This is a genomic window from Kribbella sp. NPDC104740 (genome assembly GCF_055583505.1).
In genome coordinates this window covers 1782503-1800295 of record NZ_JBVJNV010000001.1, presented here as the reverse complement: position 1 = coordinate 1800295, position 17793 = coordinate 1782503, and the positions used below count along the sequence as shown (strand labels likewise).

Below are 17793 nucleotides of genomic sequence, written 5' to 3'. Positions count from 1 at the left end.
CGCTCGACCCCGCTCGACCCCGCTCGACCCCGCTCGACCCCGCTCGACCCCGCTCGACCCCGCTCGACCCCGCTCGACCCCGCTCGACCCCGCTCGACCCCGCTCGACGCCCCTGCGGGGCGGCGAGCGGGAGGAGGGGGCGGGGTGGCCCGAGCCCACGCCCCTCCAGGGCCAGGCCGCTTGGCCGGTCCACCCTCCGAGGCGAAGCGGACTCCCGGCCCGCCCCCTGCGGGGCGGACGAGCGGGGAAAGCGGGTGGGCCGCCCGGGCCCACGCACCGCGGGGGCGGGGCGAGCGGGGAGGAGAAGGCCGGCCCGCCCGGGCCCACGCCCCTTGGGGGCGGGCGAGCGGGGAGGAGATGGCGGGCGGCCCGAACCCACGCCCCCACCGGGGCGGGCCGTCTCCCCGTCCGCCCTTCCGGGGCGGGCGCTCCCCCGCTCACGCCAACGACACCAGCTCCAGGTAGTCGTCGGTCCACAGGTCCTCCGTCGCGTCCGGGAGCAGCAGCACCCGGTCCGGGCGCAGGGCCTCGATCGCGCCCTCGTCGTGGGTGACCATGACGAGGGCGCCCGGGTAGCTGCCGACTGCGCCCAGGACCTCGTCGCGGGAGGCTGGGTCGAGGTTGTTGGTCGGCTCGTCGAGCAGCAGCACGTTGGCGCCGGAGTGGACGAGACCGGCCAGCGCCAGGCGGGTTTTCTCGCCGCCGGACAGGACGTGCGCCGGCTTGTCCGCGTCGTCGCCGCTGAACAGGAACGAGCCGAGCACGTTGCGGACCTCGCCGTCGGTGAGCCGCGGCGCGACCGCCGCCAGGTTCTGGCGGACCGTCCCGGCCAGGTCGAGGGTGTCGTGCTCCTGGGCGAAGTACCCCAGGCGCAACCCGTGACCGTGCACGACCTGCCCGCTGTCCGGCGTCTCGCGACCGGCGAGGATCCGGAGCAGCGTGGTCTTGCCCGCGCCGTTCAGGCCGAGGATGACCAGGCGACTCCCCCGGTCGACGGCGAGATCGACACCCTTGAGGACCTCGAGTGCGCCGTACGACTTGGTCAGGCCGACAGCGCTCAGGGGGGTCCGGCCGGACGGGGCCGGGTCGGGCAGCCGGATCCGCGCGACGCGGGCGGCCCGGCGTACCGGCTCGAGGTCGGTGAGCAGCTTGTCCGCGCGCCGCGCCATGTTGCGTGCGGCAACGGCCGTGCTGGCTCCGGCCTGCATCTTCGCCGCCTGGGCGTGCAGGACCGCGGCCTTGCGCTCGGCGGTGTTCCGCTCCCGGGAGCGGCGCCGCTCGTCGGTCTCCAGCTGGGTCAGGTACTTCTTCCAGCCGGTGTTGTGGACGTCGATCGTGCGCCGCTGCGGGTCGAGGTGGAAGACCCGGTTGACCGTTGCCGCCAGCAACTGTCGGTCGTGGCTGATCACCACCAGCCCGCCGGCGTACCCGAGCAGGAAGGACCGCAGCCAGACCACGGAGTCCGCGTCGAGGTGGTTGGTCGGCTCGTCGAGCAGCAGCGTGTCGTGCTCGGCGAACAGGATCCGGGCCAGCTCGACGCGGCGCCGCTGCCCGCCGGACAGCTCGCCGATCGGCTGGTCCAGCGCGCGGATCGGCAACCCGACGCCCGCCGTGAGCCGGCCGGCCTCCGCCTCGGCGGCGTACCCGCCCGCGGCCTGGAACTGGGTCTCGGCCCGCGCGTACGCCGCCATCGCGCGCTCCTGCTCGGCGCCGGTCGCCGTACTCATCGTCGCCTCGGCCTTGCGCAGCCGCGCCACCACGGCGTCCAGACCTCGCGCGGACAGGATGCGCTGAGTGACGGTGAGCGCGGGATCGGCGGCCCGCGGGTCCTGCGGCAGGTAGCCGACCGAGCCGGTCGCGGTGATGCTCCCGGCGGCCGGGCGGTCCTCGCCCGCGAGCGCCTTGAGAAGCGTGGTCTTCCCGGCGCCGTTGCGGCCGACCAGGCCGATCTTGTCGCCGGGGCCGATGTGGAAGGACAGGTCCGACAGCAGCAGCTGGGCGCCGGCGCGGACGTCGACCGAGTGAACGGTGATCATGAAACTGGTTACTCTCTGTGATGACTAAGGGACGCACTTCGGGTACGGAAGCGGGTCGCGCAGCTAGACACAGAGGCAAGTAGCCATGTCCCCACGGTACGTTCACCGGCCAAGGCGTGCGACTGGTTTTCGGTCGCCCCACCGGCTGCCAGGATGTGCCGCATGAGTGAGAGAGATGTCGAGAAGACGTACACCGTCGAGGAGTTCGCCGCGAAGCTCCGCCGGCTGGCGGACGCCCTGGAGAGCGGTAAGCCGTTCCGGATCCAGATCGCCGGGGAGCGGTTCACGGTCCCGAAGAACGCGCGGATCAGCGTCGAGCACGAGCGCGGTGAGGACGAGGAGGAGGTCGAGTTCCAGCTGAAGTGGAGCCTGGCCGACTCCGACGAGGAGCCCGAGGACGACGACGCCGTCTGACCCGCGCTAGTCGGCGACGAGCAGTGAGAACCGCTCGTCGCACTGGACGACCTCGCGCGGGGTGAAACCGGCGGCGGTGACCAGCTCCGAGTACTCCTGCTCGGTCCGGTCGGCGCCGCCGGCGATCACCAGCATCTCGATGTCGTCGAACTTGGAGTAGTGGGCGCCGTTCCCGGCCGGGACCATCGTCTCGGCGATCAGCACCGGTCCGCCGCCGGCGCGGACCGCGTGCAGGATCCGGATCGCCTGCTCGTCGTCGAAGTTGTGCAGGCAGCTCTTCAGCAGGTACGCGTCACCCGGTGGTACGGCGGTGAAGAAGTCTCCCGCGACCAGGTCAACGCGGTCTTCCATCCCGGCCAGGGTTTCGCGCGCTGACGGCAGGACGGTGTCGAGTTCGAGCAGGACACCGCGCAGGTCGGGGTACACGGTCAGCAACTCGAGCAGCAGGTTGCCCGAGCCACCGCCCAGATCCACCACCGTCCGGTACGACGAGAAGTCGTGCGCGGCGACGATCGGGCCCATCGCCTGGTCGTGGAAACTCGCGACCGTCGCACCGAAGACCGCGGCGTCGTCCGGATGCGTCCGCAGGTAGTCGTAGATACTCGTCCCGAACGTGCTCGCGAAGGCGGGTTCGCCGGTCCGGACGGACTCGGCGATCCGCGCGTACGGCGTCCAGAACGGTTCCAGGGCGAACATCCGGGCGGCCGCCCGCAACGATCCCGGCATGTCGGACCGCAGCAGCTCCGCGGTCTCGGTGAGCGCGAAGCGGCCGTCGGCGTCCTCGGCGAAGACGCCGATGCTCGCGGCGGCTCGCAGAACGCGGTAGAGCGCACGAGCATCGACAGCGGTGGGTTCGGCAAGCTCGGCGGCGGTCAGCGGTTTGTCCACCAGCGCATCGGCGATGCCCAGCTCGGCGACGGCGGCGAGCACCGGCGGGATCCACTTGCCGGTCAGGTACCGGGTCAGCTCCTGGCGTGCGGTCATGATTCCCCTCCAGCGATACGGTCAGGTGACCTGACCAAAACGGTAAGGTACCCTGACCGTCATGTCAACGGAGTACAGCTCCCCCGGCCGCTGGTTCGGCCTGCTGCGGGTCGCGTTCGACCAGGCGATGACCGCGGTCGAGACCGAGCTCGGCCGGCGGTACCCCGAGCTGCGGCCGGCGCACCTGCAGCTGTTCCGGTTCGGCGGGATCGACGGGTTGCACACCAGCGAGCTGGCCGCGCATGCGGGCATCACCAAGCAGTCGATGCACGAGCTGGTCACGCATCTGGAACGCCACGGGTACCTCACGCGGGCGCCTGATCCCACAGACTCGCGCGCTCGGCTCGTGCGGTTGACCGCGAAGGGCCGCCGGCTGGAGAAGGACCTGGTCCGCGCGATCGACGTCGTCCGGGACGACTGGCGGGAGCGCCTCGGCGACGAGCGGCTGGACGCGTTGTGGTCGATACTTCAGGAGCTGACCGGAGAGGTGACGCCCGAAGGGAGAACGCGGTGACGATCGCGGTGTACGGCGCGGGCGGGATCGGGTGCTACGTCGGCGGGCGGCTGGTCGCTGGTGGGGCCGAGGTCGTGTTCGTCGGGCGGCAGCGGATGGGCGACGAGCTGGCCGAGCACGGGCTCCGGCTGACCGACTACAAGGGCGCCGACCTGCGCGTGCCGGAGCTGCGGTTCGCGACGACGCCGGCCGCGGCCGCTGAGGCGGACCTCGTGCTGGTCACGGTGAAGTCGGCGGCGACCGAAGGCGCAGCTGACGAGCTGGCCGGCGTACTGAAGCCGGGCGCTGTCGTGGTGAGTTTCCAGAACGGCCTGCGCAACGGCGAGGTGCTGCGGGAGCGACTGCCGGAGCAGGTCGTGCTGTCCGGGATGGTCCCGTTCAACGTGCTGAACAAGGGCGGCGGGGCGTTCCACCAGGGCACCGAGGGCGGGCTCGAGGTGCAGGCGCACGCGGCGCTCACGCCGTACGGCGAGGCGTTCGCGAAGGCCGGGCTGCCGCTGACGCAGCACGAGGACGTCGTACCGGTGCAGTGGGCGAAGCTCCTGCTCAACCTGAACAACCCGGTCAACGCGCTGTCCGACCTGCCGTTGCGCGACGAGCTGTCGCAGCGCTCGTACCGCCGATGCCTCGCGGCCGCGCAGGAGGAGACGCTGAAACTCCTGCAGGACAAGGGGATCCAGCCCGCGAAGCTCACGGCCCTGCCGCCCGGGCGGATGCCCGCGGTGCTGCGGCTCCCGGACTGGCTGTTCCGGCGGCTCGCGTCGAAGATGCTCGCGATCGACCCGTACGCGCGGACGTCGATGTGGGAGGACCTGCAGGCCGGTCGGCGTACTGAGATCGACTATCTGAACGGCGAGGTGGTCCGGCTGGCCGAATCCCTGGGCCGCACAGCACCGGTCAACGCCAAGCTCGTCGAGCTGGTTCGTGCCGAGGAAGCCGGGCCACGCCACGTCTGGACAGGTGAAGAGCTGTCCGAGCAGCTACGGATTTAGAGCCGCGGGTGGGAGCAGGTCGTGGTCACCGAGCGGCCAGTCGGCCGGCGTTGGACCCAACGCAGCCAAGGCATCCAGCTGCAGCAAGCACCAAGGCGACAGCCCCGGCCAGGAGGCGACCTTCGACCACTCCACCCACTCGTACGCCGCGACCTCGGTGGGCTCCGGCTGCGGGTCGCCGTCCCAGATGACGCGGTAGACCGGGCAGATCTCGTACTCGACGACACCGGCCAGCTCGGCGCGGTAGCGGAACTCGGGCAGCACCAGGTCGACCTGGTCCGCGACGATGCCGAGCTCGTCGGACAGCCGCCGGCGTACGGCGTCAGGCAGCGGCTCGCCCGGCAAGGGATGCCCGCAGCAACTGTTCGTCCAGACCCCCGGCCAGGTGGTCTTCGTGTGCGCCCGCTGGGTCAGCAGCACCCGGCCGCTGCGGTCGAAAACGTAACTGGAGAAGGCCAGGTGCAGCGGGGTCGACGCGTGGTGCACCGTCGCCTTGTCCTGGCTGCCGATCGCGTGGCCCGCGTCGTCGAGCAGGACGACCTTCTCGTTGTTCATCAGGCGAATTCTAGTGCTACTGTCGTGAACGTGACGAAGCAGCGTGCGACGTATCGACCGGCTCTGGGAGGAGCCGGGAGCTAGTCGCGCCCTGAAGCAGCCGCTTCGCACCAGAGCCTCCGAGGCAGGAACCGTCCGGTTCCTGCCTCTTTCCGTTGCCGGGAGGCTCGTCCTCTCGCCGTCTGCTCCGAGAGGACCCCCATGAACGACGCCCAGGCCGTGATCGACCGGTTACGGCGGACCACCGACAGCATCGTCGGCGAGGCCGACCTGCGCACCCGGCTGGAGTCCGGCCGGCCGCTGCGGATCAAGTACGGCGTCGACTGCACCGCGCCCGACCTGCACCTCGGGCACGCGGTCAACCTGTGGATGATGCGCGGCCTGCAGGACCTCGGCCACACCGTCGTCTTCCTGCTCGGCGACCTGACCACCCGGATCGGTGACCCGACCGGGCGCAGCGAGACCCGCCCGGTGCTGACGCCGGAGGAGATCGAGGTCAACGCGGCCGCGTTCCTCGAGCAGGTCTCGCTGGTCCTGCGGACCGATCCAGCCGTGTTCGAAGTACGCCGGAACTCCGAGTGGTACGACGCGATGGACGTCGCGACGCTGCTCGGGCTGTTCGCGCACGTGACGCAGGCGCAGCTGATGGCGCGCGACATGTTCCGCGCCCGGGTCGCGGCCGGGCGCGAGATCGCGCTGCACGAGCTGACGTACCCGGTGCTGCAGGGCTACGACAGCTTCGCGCTGCGCAGCGACCTGACGATCGTGGGGACCGACCAACTGTTCAACGAGCAGCTGGGCCGGCACTTCCAGCAGCGCCTCGGCGGCGAGCCGCAGGTGGTGATCACGAGCACGATCACGCCCGGGCTCGACGGCGGGCCGAAGCAGTCGAAGTCGCTGAACAACTACGTCGCGCTGACCGACTCCCCGAAGGACAAGTTCGGCAAGCTGATGAGCCTGCCCGACAATCTGGTCGAGACCTGGGCGCGGGTCTACACCGAGCTGCCGCTGGACGCCGTGGCCGCGCTGGGAAGTGCTGCTGCGGATGGCGGGCCGGCTGCTCGGGACGCGAAGCTGCGGCTGGCTGCTGCGGTCGTGACTCGCTACCACGGCGCTGGTACGGCGCGGGCCGAGCTGGACGCGTTCCAGCGCGTCTTCTCGCAGCGGGCCGAGCCGGACGAGCTCCCGGAGGTGGTGATCGACTCGACCACGTTGTCGGCGTTGGAGTTGTTGGCCGCCGTACGGCCGGATGTGAGCAAGTCGGAGCTGCGGCGGCTGTTGCGGCAGGGTGCGGTGAGTGTGGACGGGACTCGGCTGCGGGACTCGGAGGAGCTGGTGGAGGTGCATGCCGGGGCTGTGGTGCGGTCGGGGCGGCGGGTCTGGCACCGGGTGCGGCGAAATTCGCAGGCGGCGGACGCGTGATTGCCGGAGCATCTGTGAGGTGAGCGAGACGAAGACGGTGGAGGCGCTGGTCAGCCTCGGCGCGCGGTACCTGGGCCGGGTCGGGCCGTTCGAGGCCGACCGGCCGTGGTGGTCGGAGATCGAGGCGGTGACGGCGTACCTGGATGAGCTGCTGGGCGTGCGGAGTCTGGTGCTGCGGCTTTTGCATGCGGATGAGGCTGCGGTTGGGCGTGGTGGGCGGGTGCTCTACCACGTGCAGGTCGACCGGGAGCCTGCTTCGGGGGTGCTCGATCCGACGCCGTGTGCTGGGTGGGACGAGATCGTCGCGCCGCATCCGCTGCGCGCGAGCTGGGCGGAGATCGACGGGCCGGGGCGGTTGATCTCGTGGGCGCAGACGATTCTTGGTGCGCAGCCGGCGACGCAGGTGAAGACGTGGAACCTGTCGTGCTTGATCCGCTTCCCCGGCGCGTGGGCGAAGGCGACGAGCACGTTCTGCAGCGTCGATGCCGAGGTGATCCAGTGGGTGCGCCGGTACGACGCTGAGCTGGCGCCGGAGGTGCTCGGGGTCGATGTGGCTCGCCGCTGGTCGTTGCTGGCGCATGCGCCCGGGGTGGACTGCTGGGAGCCGGACGACGCGACGCTGCGGGACGTGATCAGCCGCTGGGTCGCCGTACAGGCTGGGCTTGCTGGTGCTGAGCTGCCGGTACCGCGGTTGCTGCCAGAGGAGATCGAGGCGGCGCTGCCACCCACTCCGGTCGCGGCGGCTCTCCCGCAACTGCTGGAGCGTCTCAACGCCGCGGGCCTTCCCAACACCTTGGTGCACGGCGACTTCCACCCCGGCAACTGGCGCTCCGACGGCACCACCCGCCGCATCGTCGACTGGGCCGACAGCTACATCGGCCACCCCGCCGTAGACCTCCACCGCCTCTGCGGCTACCTCCCGCCACGCCAGCAGGACCTGGCGCGCGCCGCCTGGATCGCCGCGTGGAAAGAACACCTCCCCCACAGCGACCCGGCCCTGGCCCTCCCGCCGATCACCGTCCTCACCCGCCTGCTCGGCGCGATCACCTACCAGCGCTTCCTCGACAACATCGAGCCCGCCGAACGCATCTACCACGAAGGCGACCCCGCCTCCGAACTAACCGCCGCAGCCAACCATTTGGGAGTCCTGCCCCTGCGAGACTGGGCGTCGGAGAACGCCGAACGCTTCAGCTGACCGCGAGGGTCCGCAGGTGGTCGATCATCGTGTCGACCGCTTTGATCAGCGGGTCCGGCGTACGGCGTACCTGGCTCAGGAGCAGGCCGCCCTGGACGGCGGCGAGCATCGCGACGGCCAGCTGAGCGGTGTCGGCGGTCGGCGACAGCTCACCGCGGGACTGCATCCGGGTCAGCCCGTCCTCGATCAGCGACTCCCACATCTGGAAGGCGTTCGCCAGCTGCACCCGGGCGACGGGATCGGCCTCGGAGAGGTCGCTGGCCAGCGACCCGAGCGGGCAGCCGCCGGCGCACTGGGTGGCGGTGAGGATGCCGACCATCAGGTCCCGCCAGTTGCCCAGGACATCGAAATCGTCGAGGCGGTCGAGCCCTTCGCGCTGGACGTCGAGGACCTGACCGGTCTGGTGCTCGATCACCGCGAGGACCAGCGCGTTCTTGCCCGGGAAGTAGTGGTAGAGCTGCGACGGGCTGACCGCGGCGGCCGCCTGGATGTCCTCGATCGTCGTCCGGGCCACGCCCTGGTCGAGCATCAGCCGGGACGCGGCGGCGACGATCCGGTCCCGGGTCGCCTGTCCCTTGCGCGTCAGTGCCATCTCTCGAGCGTACAGATTTTGGAGTTGATACTCCAAAATCGGATCCGCAGGATTGGAGCAGATACTCCAAGAGAGAGGCACTGCGATGACTGCAGACTTCACCGGCCGGACCGCGCTCGTCACCGGCAGCACCAGCGGCATCGGCCGCCAGGTCGCGAACCAGCTCGCCGCGCGCGGCGCCCACGTGATCGTCAGCGGGCGCGACGCCGAGCGCGGCGCGGCGACCGTCGAGGCGATCCGGGCGAGCGGCGGCAAGGCCGACTTCGTCCAGGCCAATCTGCTCGACCCGGCGAGCGTTCAGCAGCTCGCCGTCCGGGCGGTCGAGCTCGGCGGCCAGGTCGACGTGCTGGTCAACAACGCCGGGCTGTTCCCGTTCGCGCCGACCGCGGAGGTGCCGGAGCAGGAGTTCGACGAGGTGTACGCCGTGAACGTGCGCGCGCCGTTCTTCCTCGTCCAGGCCCTGGCTCCGGCGATGGCCGAGCGCGGCCACGGCGCGATCGTGAACGTCACCACGATGGTCGCGACATTCGGCCTGGCCGGCGCAGCCGTCTACGGCTCGAGCAAGGCGGCGCTGCAACTGCTGACCAAGACGTGGGCCGCCGAGTTCGGCGCGGCCGGCGTACGGGTGAACGCGGTGAGCCCCGGCCCGACCCGAACGGAAGGCACGGCGTCGATGGGCAGCTCCCTCGACGGCCTCGCGACCACGACACCGCTCAACCGCGTCGGTACACCCGAGGAGGTGGCGGCGGGGATCGTCTTCCTGGCGTCCGACACCGCGGCGCAGATCCACGGCGCGGTCCTCCCCGTGGACGGCGGGCGACTGGCGGTCTGACCCCTGAGCGGGACAAGAACAACCCGCGCCACCCGCGGCGGGCCGACGTGCACCACTGATCAAAGGCCGGGCCACGGTGGTAGCTGAGCGCGGCAGCGGTACGAGGCGGACGTCGGGACGAGGTTGGTCAGTGGTGCACGTCGGCATCCGCCGGGGCAGGGCCGCCGGGCGACGCCCGCCCACGTGCGGCGCAGGCGCTCGCCAACGACGCCTGCCCTGCGGGCGACCGCTTTCCCACCCCCGATCTACGTCAAGAGGTGGTCTGGGAGTCCGGGGTTGGGGTGTCGGTGGGGTCCTGGGCCGGGGGCTCCTGTGTGGGGGTGTCGGTCGGGTCCGGCGTGGGCGTCGGGTCCGGGGTCTGGGTCTCCTCGGCAGGCGGAGGCGTGGAGGTGGTTGGGGTGAGTGACGGTGCCGGGGGTTTGACGACCGGTGGCTTCGGCGGCTGCGTCCACGGCGGGCGGGTCGACGGGCGCGGCGTCGTGAGCGACCACGTCGGGAGGACCGTCGGGGTGCTGCGCGTGGGTGTCGGTACGACGGTAGGACGAGTCGTCGACCGAGTGATCGTGGGGAGGACGATCGTCGGCTTGTCCGTCGGAAGAGCATCCTCGGGCTCGACGTTGCCCTGGTCGTCCGTCGGGAGCGGGATGACCCGCTGGTCGTCCGGTGTCGGGACCGTCGAGGTGCTGTAGGACTTCATCCACTGCAAGACCGTCGACACGTAGTCCATCGAGTGGTTGTAGCGCAGCACCGCCTCGACCAAGCCCGCTGGCGTGCTGAGGTTGGCGTCGGCGGCGCACAGGTAGTCCGCGGCGGCTCGGGAGGCGTCGTAGATGTTGTGGGGGTTCTTGACGCCGTCGCCGTTGCCGTCGGCACCGAAAGCCGTCCAGGTGCCGGGGATGAACTGCATCGGGCCGACCGCGCGGTCCCATTGCGCGTCGCCGTCGTACTGGCCGGCGTCGGTGTCGGCGATGGCGGACATGCCGGGGCCGCCGTCGAGGACCGGGCCGAGGATCTGGCCGCGGGTGTTGCCGGCGGCATCCACCCGGCCGCCGGAGGCGTGCGCCGACTCGACCTTGCCGATCCCGGCGAGCAGCGGCCAGGTGAGGTGGCAGCCCGGGTCGGAGACCGCGAGGTCGTTCGCGGCCTTCCGGTACGCCGCCAGCACCGTGCCTGGGATACCGGAAACACCGGCGACAGGCGTGCCCGGCTCAGCCGGTTTGCCGTCGACCGTCCCGGTGATCGGCACCTCGACCGTGGACTTCTTCTCCGACGGAATGCTGCCGTCGACACCCGGCCGATCGGGGACGTCGTCGAGCAACCCGTCGAAGACCGAGTCCTGCCGGGGCCCGGCCAGCGCATGAGCGTCGACGACGAAGTCCGCTCGCGATCCGCCGCTCATCGCGACCACCAGCACCATCGCCCCGACAGGCGCCGCCAGAGCCCAAGCGGCGACGACCTTCACGCGCCAGCTGTCGTGACGGCCCGCGCCTTCGGCCCGTCCAGCACCTCCTGGACTTCGGCGCTCACCCGCGCCCGGCCCGGCGGTCCCCGCCTGCTCGTCGCTCACCCGAACCGCCCCTCGACGTAGTCGGCCGTTCGCGAGTCCTCCGGCGTCGAGAAGATCGTTGCCGTCGGCCCTGATTCGACGATCACCCCCGGCGTCCCCTGCTCGGCCAGGAAGAACGCACAGGTCTGCGAGACCCGCGCCGCCTGCTGCATGTTGTGGGTGACGATGACGATCGTCACCTCCCGCCGCAGCTCGTGGATGGTCTCTTCGATCCGCCGCGTCGACGTCGGGTCGAGCGCGGAGCACGGCTCGTCCATCAGCAGCACGTCCGGCCGTACGGCGAGCGACCGCGCGATGCACAACCGCTGCTGCTGCCCGCCCGACAACGCGCCACCGGGCTGCCCGAGGCGGTCCCGGACCTCCTTCCACAGCCCGGCCTTCGTCAGGCACTCCTCGATCAGCGCTGACCGGTCCCGGCCGCTGACCCGGGTCCCGGTGAGCTTCAGCCCGGCGGTCACGTTCTCCGCGATGCTCATCGCGGGGAACGGGTTCGGCTTCTGGAAGACCATCCCGATCCGCTTGCGTGTCTCGGTGATCCGTCGCTGCGGTTCGTAGATGTCGTCGTCGTCGAGCAGCACCCGCCCGGCCAGCGACGCGCTCGGGACCAGCTCGTGCATCCGGTTCAGGATCCGCAGGAACGTCGACTTGCCGCAGCCGGACGGCCCGATCAGCGCGGTGACCTGGCCGGCCTCCATCCGTAGCGAGATGTCCTCGAGCACCTTGTGGGTCCCGAACCAGGCCGCCACCCGATCGCTCTCCAGCACACTCCCTCCCACCACAGGAGGCAGTACGGCGGTCTCGTCGTCCGGAGTGACCGGTACGGCGGGAAGTACAGACGTCATCGCCACAATCCTTCGGTTGGAAGTCGGTCAGCCGTGCCGGCGACGCCGGCGCAGGAACCCGGCCAGGTACGACCCGCCGGCCGCGAACCCACGCCGTACGGGATGTCCGGGCTGCGCGATCAATCGGATCCCGGGCGACGCCACACCAGCCGCCAGCCCGGCGGCGAGCAGCGCCGGGATCCCCCAGGCCAGCCAGCCCAGCGAGTCGCCCTGGGTCTGGGCCGACACCGGCTTGAGCTCGCCGTTGGCCTGCACGGTCCCCTTGCTCGGCGTCGCCGACGGCGGCAACGGCGCGGGCGTCGTCGGCGAGGCACCGGGCTTGTCCTGCCCACCACCGCCGCCACCGTTCTGACCGCCACCACCACCCTGACCACCCGAAGGCTTGCCACCCGGCTGATCCGGCGTCGGGTCGGTGTCGTCGGGCAGCGGGTCCTCGCTCTTCGGCGGGATCGGCGGCGCCCCCGTCTGGTTCTCGACCGCTCCCGCGACCTTCAGCGCCTGGTCCCGCATCGGGTCGGGCAGCGAGAGGTACCCCTCCGGCAGCTGCCCCGCTTCCTGCCCGTACAGCTGTCCCTCGGTCGCGATCCAGCGCAGCGCCTCGCCGTACCGGCCGGCCTCGGCCGACTTGAGCGTCGCGGTCGGCACCTGCGCGTAGGTCACCATCGTCCCGGGGTAGCCGCGCCGGTCCATCTTCTCGTGGCTGACCCGCCAGATCCCCGACGCGCTGTCGACGGCCGCGTTGTCGAGCGCGTACGTCATGCTGTCGGTGTCCGGGCTGACGTACTCGCCCTGGAAGTTCCGCAGCTTTACCGCGGGCATCCCCGACTTGGCCAGCTCCGACGTGGTCGTCAGCGCTAGTACCGATCGCTGCCCAGGGACCTGGGCGATCCCGCGCTTCGGGACGGTCGGCGTCCCCGGCCGGTCCGGCGGCACCGGCACCTGGCTGAGCGGCCACGCGGTCATCAGGACGTCGGCGCCCTGCACCCACGAGTTCGACGACTGCGCGCCCATCGCCTGCGGCGAGAAGTTGCTCCACTCGTTCTGGTCGTCCGGCAGCAGCCAGCCGTCGTTCAGCTGGTAGTCGTCGCGCGGCATCGGCCAGCCCTTGTACGTCTTGTTGACCGTCATCCCCCACTGGTCGGCCTTGCCCTGCAGGAATCCACGGGCGGCCGGGTCGGACCAGATCCACCGGGTCAGCGCGAGCATCACGTCGGACTTGAAGACCGGAACGGCCATCTGGGTGCCGACCGCGTCGTTGACGCCGACCCAGTTCTTCGCGTCCGGGTTGAGCTCCTGGAACTCCGGGTCGACGGCCAGGTTCGGCGGGTTGGTCCCGGCGTTCGGGTTCACCGGCAGGTTGTTCCCGACCCGGTACTTACCCGGGTACGACTGGGTGAGCAGCTTCGCCACCAGGCGGGCGTTCAGCTTGACCTCCGGCACCGGCCCACCGCCGAACGCCTCGGACCGCTCCCAGTTGTAGCCGATCGCGAAGCCCGAGACAGCGACCGGCGCGTACGCCGGTTTGCGCTTGGCCACCACCGGGTCGTCGGCCGGCGTCGGCTCGCTCACCATCGCCGCGTCGGCCTCGTACCCGGACGGCGCGATCGGGTCGGTCTGCCCGAACTGGCGCCGCGAGTCCGGCTCCCAGCCGCGGGTGAAGTCGAGCGCCGACGGGCTGCTCTTCGGGCACCGGGCCGGCACCCAGCGACGCATCGCCTCACCGACCAGCTCGGAGCCGAGGAACTTGGCCGAGTCGTCGCGTCCGAGGCAGGTCGACGCGGCCGGCGCGAACGACAGCTTGAAGACGAAGCGCTGGTACCAGTTGGCCAGCAGCGGCCAGTAGCCGAGCGTCGCGTCCTGCTTGAACTCCGCGTCGGACTGGCAGAACATCAGCTCCAGCTCGCCGAGCCCTTCACGGCACGGGTGCTGCGTGATCGGTACGACGACGATCGAGCACGGCGTCTTGTCGTCGCAGCCCAGCGACGGGTTCTCGGCCCGGGTGTTCGCCCAGGTCTGCACCTCGCCGGTGCCGTCCGGACGGGTGAATCCGGTGCGCTGGTTGCCCGTACCGGGGGTGTAGTCGTCGATGCTCGAGGTCGGGTTCGCGTCGGCCAGCCCGAGCCCGATGTAGCCGCCGGGCAGGTCGGGGTTCGGCAGGATGTGGAACTTGCCGTCGGCCTTCTTGAACGGCTGGCTGTACAGCAGCCCGAACTCGCTGCCCGGGAAGGCCACCCACGGCGAGGTCTCGGCCGGCAGGTAGCTGCTGCCCCGGTAGCTCCCGGGGAAGTTGCCGATCGAGTCGCTCATCCAGCAGTCCTCGCGCGCCGGGTTGTAGCCGCGGCACTGCATCACGGCCACCGGGAAGAAGACGTTCGCCTCACTCGGCGTCATCCCGGTCCAGGACACGTTGATCATCTGCCGGGTCAGCCCGCCGGTCCGCGACACCGAGACCGTGCTGTTGCCGCGGGTCGCGGTCACCTTGCCGGTCGACGGATCGGCCGACACGGGCTCGTCGACCGGAGGCTCGGGCGTGGGCGGGGTCGTCGGCGGCGTGTCCGGCGGGTCGTCGGCCGCCGTCCGCGGTACGGCGGCCAGCGCCGCGTCCGGCGCTACCAGGACGACCGGGGCGGAGAGGGCGAGCAGGACCGCGACGAGCACGGCCGCGCGACCGCGCCGGCGGCGGATCAGCCTCACGATGACCTCCAGCTAGATGTCTACTCAGGAATCCTCACCAGCCGCGCGTGCGCCCAGACCGCCATGAGGTGAACTGGACATGAACCGCCTCGCCGGCAACGCGCCGGTGGGCGGGAAGCCTGGCTTCCCGCCCACCGGTTCACAGCTCGCCGGTCAGCTCACCGGCGTCGTACGAGCAGCTGGGATCAGACCCGGCCGCACTGGCCGAGGGCGAGCTCCAGGAACCCGTTGGCCTTGATGATGTCGCCGGCCGTGGTGGTGGCCGGGTTGGAGTCCGAACGGCCGCAGATGAACGGCAGGCCGCCGATCGAGGAGGTGCCGTTGCCGTTGCCGAACAGGTCGGCCAGGTACGCCGGGATGACGCCGTTGACGGCCTTCACGACCTGGTACAGGGTCCGGTCGTACGCCGTGGCGTCCGGAGCCGGGATCGCGCCGAGGTAGTTGCCGTTCTGCGCGGTCGGGGTGAGCAGGTTGTAGCGGCCGACCGAGATCGGGACGATCGAGTTCGGGGTCGCGGTGATCGCGTCGACGGTGTGCTCCTGGACCGGGGCGCCACCGAAGGTGTCGGACACGCAGGCCGGCGGGGTGGCCGGGTTGATCCCGACCTGGGTGGCCCAGAAGGTCCGGGTACCGGAGTTGATCTGCGGGAGGAACGGCTTGATCGTCGAACCGGCCGGGATCGCCGCGTCGATCGTGTGCCAGTCGGTGATCGTGCAGTTGTAGATGCCGGTCAGCTGCGCGTCGGTGAGGCTGGTGACGGCGCCGGTGCTGTCGTTGGCCGCCCAGCGGAGCTGGTCGGTGGCGAACTTCAGGAAGCGCGAGTCGGCGCAGTCGGTGGCACCCTTCGGCCGCGAGGAGCGGGCCGCGTCGATGTCGGTGCGGGTGCACAGCGCGGTGACGCCGGCGCCGGAACCGTTCGGCCGCGGGATGGTGACACCCGGGCGGATGGTGATGTTGGCCGAACCGGTGGCGTTGAACGACGCCATCCGGCGGGCCGGGGTCGGGGTCTTGCTGTTGTACAGCGCCGACAGGTCGTTCAGGACGAACTCGGAGGTGTCCGAGCCGACCATCACGACGTCGTTGGCGTCCGGCGCGAACGGCGCGTCGGCCTGGGCCGACAGGGCGGAGGAGGTGGCGGCCACGGCCATCACGGCGAACGCGACGGCGGCGGTACGGACGGTACGGGTGAAACGCATCTCGGGAATTTCCTTCCTCACCTGCGTTTTGCGCGGTCCGTGAGGTCGGGGACCGCGATCACCGCATCCGGCGGCGACAAGGTCCAATCCATCGCGGCCGGGTCACGCCCGTGGATCGTCCAGGTGAACCGGACATGACCCGTCGGCCAGCCGGAAACGCCGAAAATCCTTTGCTCTAGGCAACGAAAAGGGCGGTGTGCCCGGACTCCGGACACACCGCCCCCTTCGGTACGGCGTCAGCAGGGCTTGGTCAGCCCCCAGGCCACGATGTTCAGGCCGTCCTGCGTCCCGGTGATCCCCGACGCCGGCGCGTAGGCGTCCTTGCCGAAGTCGACGTCCTTGTCGTCCCGGGTGCCACCGATCCCGTCGGCCCCGACGCCGTACTGCGCGGCGAAGTTGCCATCGGCATCCATCAGGTCGACCACGGCGTCGTCCGGGTCGGTGTCGGTGGCACCGACCAGGTGGCCGATCTCGCGCGAGACCAGGTTGCCCAGCGCCTGGCCGACGAACGCGACCCGGTTGCTGCGCGCGGTCAGGTACTGGTTGAAGCTGAACGCGCCCTCGGGCAGGCTGACCAGGTCCAGCTGGACCAGAGCGGTCTCCTCGTGCGCGAAGTTGCCCGGGTCGACCGACTGCGCGGTGCCGATCTGGCCGATGCCGGACTGGTCGAACTGGCCGCCGACGACGACCCGCGAGACGTTCGCGGCGCCGAACGGGTCGGCGTTGTCGCGGCTGTTCTTCACCTTGACGGTGGTGTTCGCGTTGTTCCCCCCGTTCTCCGGGTCCTTCTTGACGTTCTCGTTGACGACCGCGACGACCTTGCTGATTACGGCCGACTCGTCCGCCGCGGTCAGGCCCCAGTTCCCCAGGTACGCCGACAGCCCGGACAGCTCGCCGACGCCGGCCCCACCCAGCGGCGCGGTGTCGATCTGCCCGCCGTCGAAGTCGAGGAAGATCGTCTGCGGACCGCTCTGCTCGGTGCCCGGCCGGACCACGCCCAGCTTCAGCTCGTACGGGCCGAAGCCGTCGGTCACCGCGATCGTGTACCAACCGGTTTCCCGGGCGACGTACGCGACGTCGACCAGGCCGGTCGGCAGCGGCGAGGACGCCGGGCGCCGGTCGGCGGTGCTGAAGTCGGAGGAGATCGCGGTGGCGCCGCCCGGCGTACGGACGGTGAGTCGCGAGCCGGAGGTGGCCAGGCTGCCGCCGAACACGTCGCCCTTGGTCAGGTGCACGCCGTAGAAGTCCTTGTCCACCGGGGCGACGGCGATCAGGACCTGGTACGCGCCGGTGTCCGGGTCACCCGGGCCGCTGCCCGAGTTGTTCGGATCGGCTGGGAAGTCCGCGATCGCGCTCTTGCCGGCGACCAGGACGTAGTAGTCGCCGGTCCGGGGCAGCTTGTACGCGAGCTTGCCCTGCAGGCCGAACCCGCCGTCGTCGTCCGAGGCGAGCAGCTGCCCGGCCGCGGAGTAGACCGCGACGACCGTGTTGGTGCCGGCCGACGAGCCGTCGGTGGTGACGGTCAGCGTGCGGCCCGCCGTACCGGTGACCTTGTAGAAGTCGAAGTCGCCCTTCTTGTCGCCGAGGTCGCCGTGCGGTCCGTCACCGAGCTGGCCGGTGGTGGTGATCGCCGCGCGACCGCCGGTGCCGATCCCGGTCGGCGAGGCGAGCGGGATCGAGCCGTTGTCCTCCGCGGCCGCGGGCAACGCGACCGGAGACGGGGACAGGGTGCCCCGGACGGTCGCGGCGCCCTTCTGACCCGAGCCGGTCCCGAGTCCCTGCAGCCGCTGGGCGGCGCCGGTGCTGTCGTTGTGCCCGGCGGCGGTGGCCGCCTCGTTCTCGGTGTACTGCAGACTGCCCGTTCCGGTCGCCGAAGCGGCCGGTACGGCTACGGAGACCGCGACGACAGCTGCTGAAGCAGCCAGCAGCGTGCGCCTGATCCGTGCGTTCATGCTGAA

Annotated in this window: 15 protein-coding genes; 6 read left to right on the top strand and 9 right to left on the bottom strand. The window is 70.9% G+C overall.

From position 1 onward, the window contains the following. Positions 1-437 precede the first annotated feature (437 nt). A complete protein-coding gene (locus tag ACZ6Z4_RS08445) occupies positions 438-2036 on the bottom strand; it encodes an ABC-F family ATP-binding cassette domain-containing protein (RefSeq protein WP_465559854.1) in 1599 nt (532 codons plus the stop codon). A 162-nt stretch (positions 2037-2198) separates the two neighbouring features. On the opposite strand from ACZ6Z4_RS08445, the gene ACZ6Z4_RS08440 reads away from it, so the two are divergent. Continuing rightward, positions 2199-2450 (top strand): amphi-Trp domain-containing protein, encoded by a 252-nt coding sequence (locus ACZ6Z4_RS08440; RefSeq protein ID WP_465559849.1) that lies wholly within the window; start codon positions 2199-2201, stop codon positions 2448-2450. Between the two features lie 6 nt (positions 2451-2456). Here ACZ6Z4_RS08440 and ACZ6Z4_RS08435 read toward each other — a convergent pair whose 3' ends face one another. Beyond that, positions 2457-3434, bottom strand: coding sequence for a methyltransferase (locus ACZ6Z4_RS08435; protein ID WP_465559845.1), 978 nt, complete (start codon positions 3432-3434; stop codon positions 2457-2459). Positions 3435-3495: 61 nt separating this feature from the next. Between ACZ6Z4_RS08435 and ACZ6Z4_RS08430 the strand changes: the two genes are divergently transcribed. Both ACZ6Z4_RS08430 and ACZ6Z4_RS08425 read left to right on the top strand, forming a co-directional pair. Beyond that, a complete protein-coding gene (locus ACZ6Z4_RS08430) occupies positions 3496-3948 on the top strand; it encodes a MarR family winged helix-turn-helix transcriptional regulator (protein WP_465559842.1) in 453 nt (150 codons plus the stop codon). Beyond that, complete coding sequence (locus tag ACZ6Z4_RS08425) at positions 3945-4940, top strand: 2-dehydropantoate 2-reductase (protein ID WP_465559838.1); 996 nt, start codon at positions 3945-3947, stop codon at positions 4938-4940. Before ACZ6Z4_RS08430 ends, ACZ6Z4_RS08425 begins: the two co-directional genes overlap by 4 nt. Here the strand turns inward: ACZ6Z4_RS08425 and idi are convergent. Next, positions 4929-5495, bottom strand: a complete 567-nt coding sequence (idi, locus tag ACZ6Z4_RS08420; protein WP_465559835.1) for an isopentenyl-diphosphate Delta-isomerase — start codon at positions 5493-5495, stop codon at positions 4929-4931. The two genes, ACZ6Z4_RS08425 and idi, sit on opposite strands and share 12 nt — an antisense overlap. A 201-nt stretch (positions 5496-5696) precedes the next feature. Here idi and tyrS point away from each other — a divergent pair, with 201 nt between their 5' ends. Together tyrS and ACZ6Z4_RS08410 are read left to right on the top strand one after the other, a co-directional pair. Continuing rightward, on the top strand, positions 5697-6917 hold the full coding sequence (tyrS, locus tag ACZ6Z4_RS08415) for a tyrosine--tRNA ligase (RefSeq protein WP_465559832.1): 1221 nt from the start codon (positions 5697-5699) through the stop codon (positions 6915-6917). A 19-nt stretch (positions 6918-6936) separates the two neighbouring features. Next, positions 6937-8112, top strand: a complete 1176-nt coding sequence (locus tag ACZ6Z4_RS08410; protein WP_465559829.1) for an aminoglycoside phosphotransferase family protein — start codon at positions 6937-6939, stop codon at positions 8110-8112. Here the strand turns inward: ACZ6Z4_RS08410 and ACZ6Z4_RS08405 are convergent. Continuing rightward, a complete protein-coding gene (locus ACZ6Z4_RS08405; protein WP_465559826.1) occupies positions 8105-8704 on the bottom strand; it encodes a TetR/AcrR family transcriptional regulator in 600 nt (199 codons plus the stop codon). The two genes, ACZ6Z4_RS08410 and ACZ6Z4_RS08405, sit on opposite strands and share 8 nt — an antisense overlap. A gap of 85 nt (positions 8705-8789) precedes the next feature. Between ACZ6Z4_RS08405 and ACZ6Z4_RS08400 the strand changes: the two genes are divergently transcribed. Beyond that, complete coding sequence (locus tag ACZ6Z4_RS08400) at positions 8790-9536, top strand: SDR family NAD(P)-dependent oxidoreductase (protein ID WP_465559823.1); 747 nt, start codon at positions 8790-8792, stop codon at positions 9534-9536. Positions 9537-9786: 250 nt separating this feature from the next. On the opposite strand, the gene ACZ6Z4_RS08395 is transcribed toward ACZ6Z4_RS08400, so the two are convergent. The 5 genes from ACZ6Z4_RS08395 to ACZ6Z4_RS08375 all read right to left on the bottom strand — a co-directional run bounded on the left by ACZ6Z4_RS08395 (position 9787) and on the right by ACZ6Z4_RS08375 (position 17787). Then, on the bottom strand, positions 9787-11103 hold the full coding sequence (locus ACZ6Z4_RS08395) for a lytic transglycosylase domain-containing protein (RefSeq protein WP_465559820.1): 1317 nt from the start codon (positions 11101-11103) through the stop codon (positions 9787-9789). Next, positions 11100-11945, bottom strand: a complete 846-nt coding sequence (locus tag ACZ6Z4_RS08390; RefSeq protein WP_465559817.1) for a phosphate ABC transporter ATP-binding protein — start codon at positions 11943-11945, stop codon at positions 11100-11102. The genes ACZ6Z4_RS08395 and ACZ6Z4_RS08390 overlap by 4 nt, the downstream gene beginning before the upstream one ends. A 27-nt stretch (positions 11946-11972) precedes the next feature. Continuing rightward, complete coding sequence (locus tag ACZ6Z4_RS08385; RefSeq protein WP_465559811.1) at positions 11973-14639, bottom strand: hypothetical protein; 2667 nt, start codon at positions 14637-14639, stop codon at positions 11973-11975. A 185-nt stretch (positions 14640-14824) separates the two neighbouring features. Then, complete coding sequence (locus tag ACZ6Z4_RS08380) at positions 14825-15835, bottom strand: substrate-binding domain-containing protein (protein WP_465559806.1); 1011 nt, start codon at positions 15833-15835, stop codon at positions 14825-14827. A 236-nt stretch (positions 15836-16071) separates the two neighbouring features. Continuing rightward, a complete protein-coding gene (locus ACZ6Z4_RS08375) occupies positions 16072-17787 on the bottom strand; it encodes a PPC domain-containing protein (protein ID WP_465559801.1) in 1716 nt (571 codons plus the stop codon). Between the last annotated feature and the right edge of the window lie 6 nt (positions 17788-17793).

Bases quoted from the DNA above. Each gene is read 5' to 3' on its own strand.
- ACZ6Z4_RS08375 (WP_465559801.1), bottom strand. From the start codon at position 17,787: ATGAACGCACGGATCAGGCGCACGCTGCTGGCTGCTTCAGCAGCTGTC.
- ACZ6Z4_RS08380 (WP_465559806.1), bottom strand. From the start codon at position 15,835: ATGCGTTTCACCCGTACCGTCCGTACCGCCGCCGTCGCGTTCGCCGTG.
- ACZ6Z4_RS08440 (WP_465559849.1), top strand. From the start codon at position 2,199: ATGAGTGAGAGAGATGTCGAGAAGACGTACACCGTCGAGGAGTTCGCC.
- ACZ6Z4_RS08435 (WP_465559845.1), bottom strand. From the start codon at position 3,434: ATGACCGCACGCCAGGAGCTGACCCGGTACCTGACCGGCAAGTGGATC.
- ACZ6Z4_RS08430 (WP_465559842.1), top strand. From the start codon at position 3,496: ATGTCAACGGAGTACAGCTCCCCCGGCCGCTGGTTCGGCCTGCTGCGG.
- ACZ6Z4_RS08405 (WP_465559826.1), bottom strand. From the start codon at position 8,704: ATGGCACTGACGCGCAAGGGACAGGCGACCCGGGACCGGATCGTCGCC.
- ACZ6Z4_RS08400 (WP_465559823.1), top strand. From the start codon at position 8,790: ATGACTGCAGACTTCACCGGCCGGACCGCGCTCGTCACCGGCAGCACC.
- idi (WP_465559835.1), bottom strand. From the start codon at position 5,495: ATGAACAACGAGAAGGTCGTCCTGCTCGACGACGCGGGCCACGCGATC.
- ACZ6Z4_RS08390 (WP_465559817.1), bottom strand. From the start codon at position 11,945: ATGACGTCTGTACTTCCCGCCGTACCGGTCACTCCGGACGACGAGACC.
- ACZ6Z4_RS08445 (WP_465559854.1), bottom strand. From the start codon at position 2,036: ATGATCACCGTTCACTCGGTCGACGTCCGCGCCGGCGCCCAGCTGCTG.
- tyrS (WP_465559832.1), top strand. From the start codon at position 5,697: ATGAACGACGCCCAGGCCGTGATCGACCGGTTACGGCGGACCACCGAC.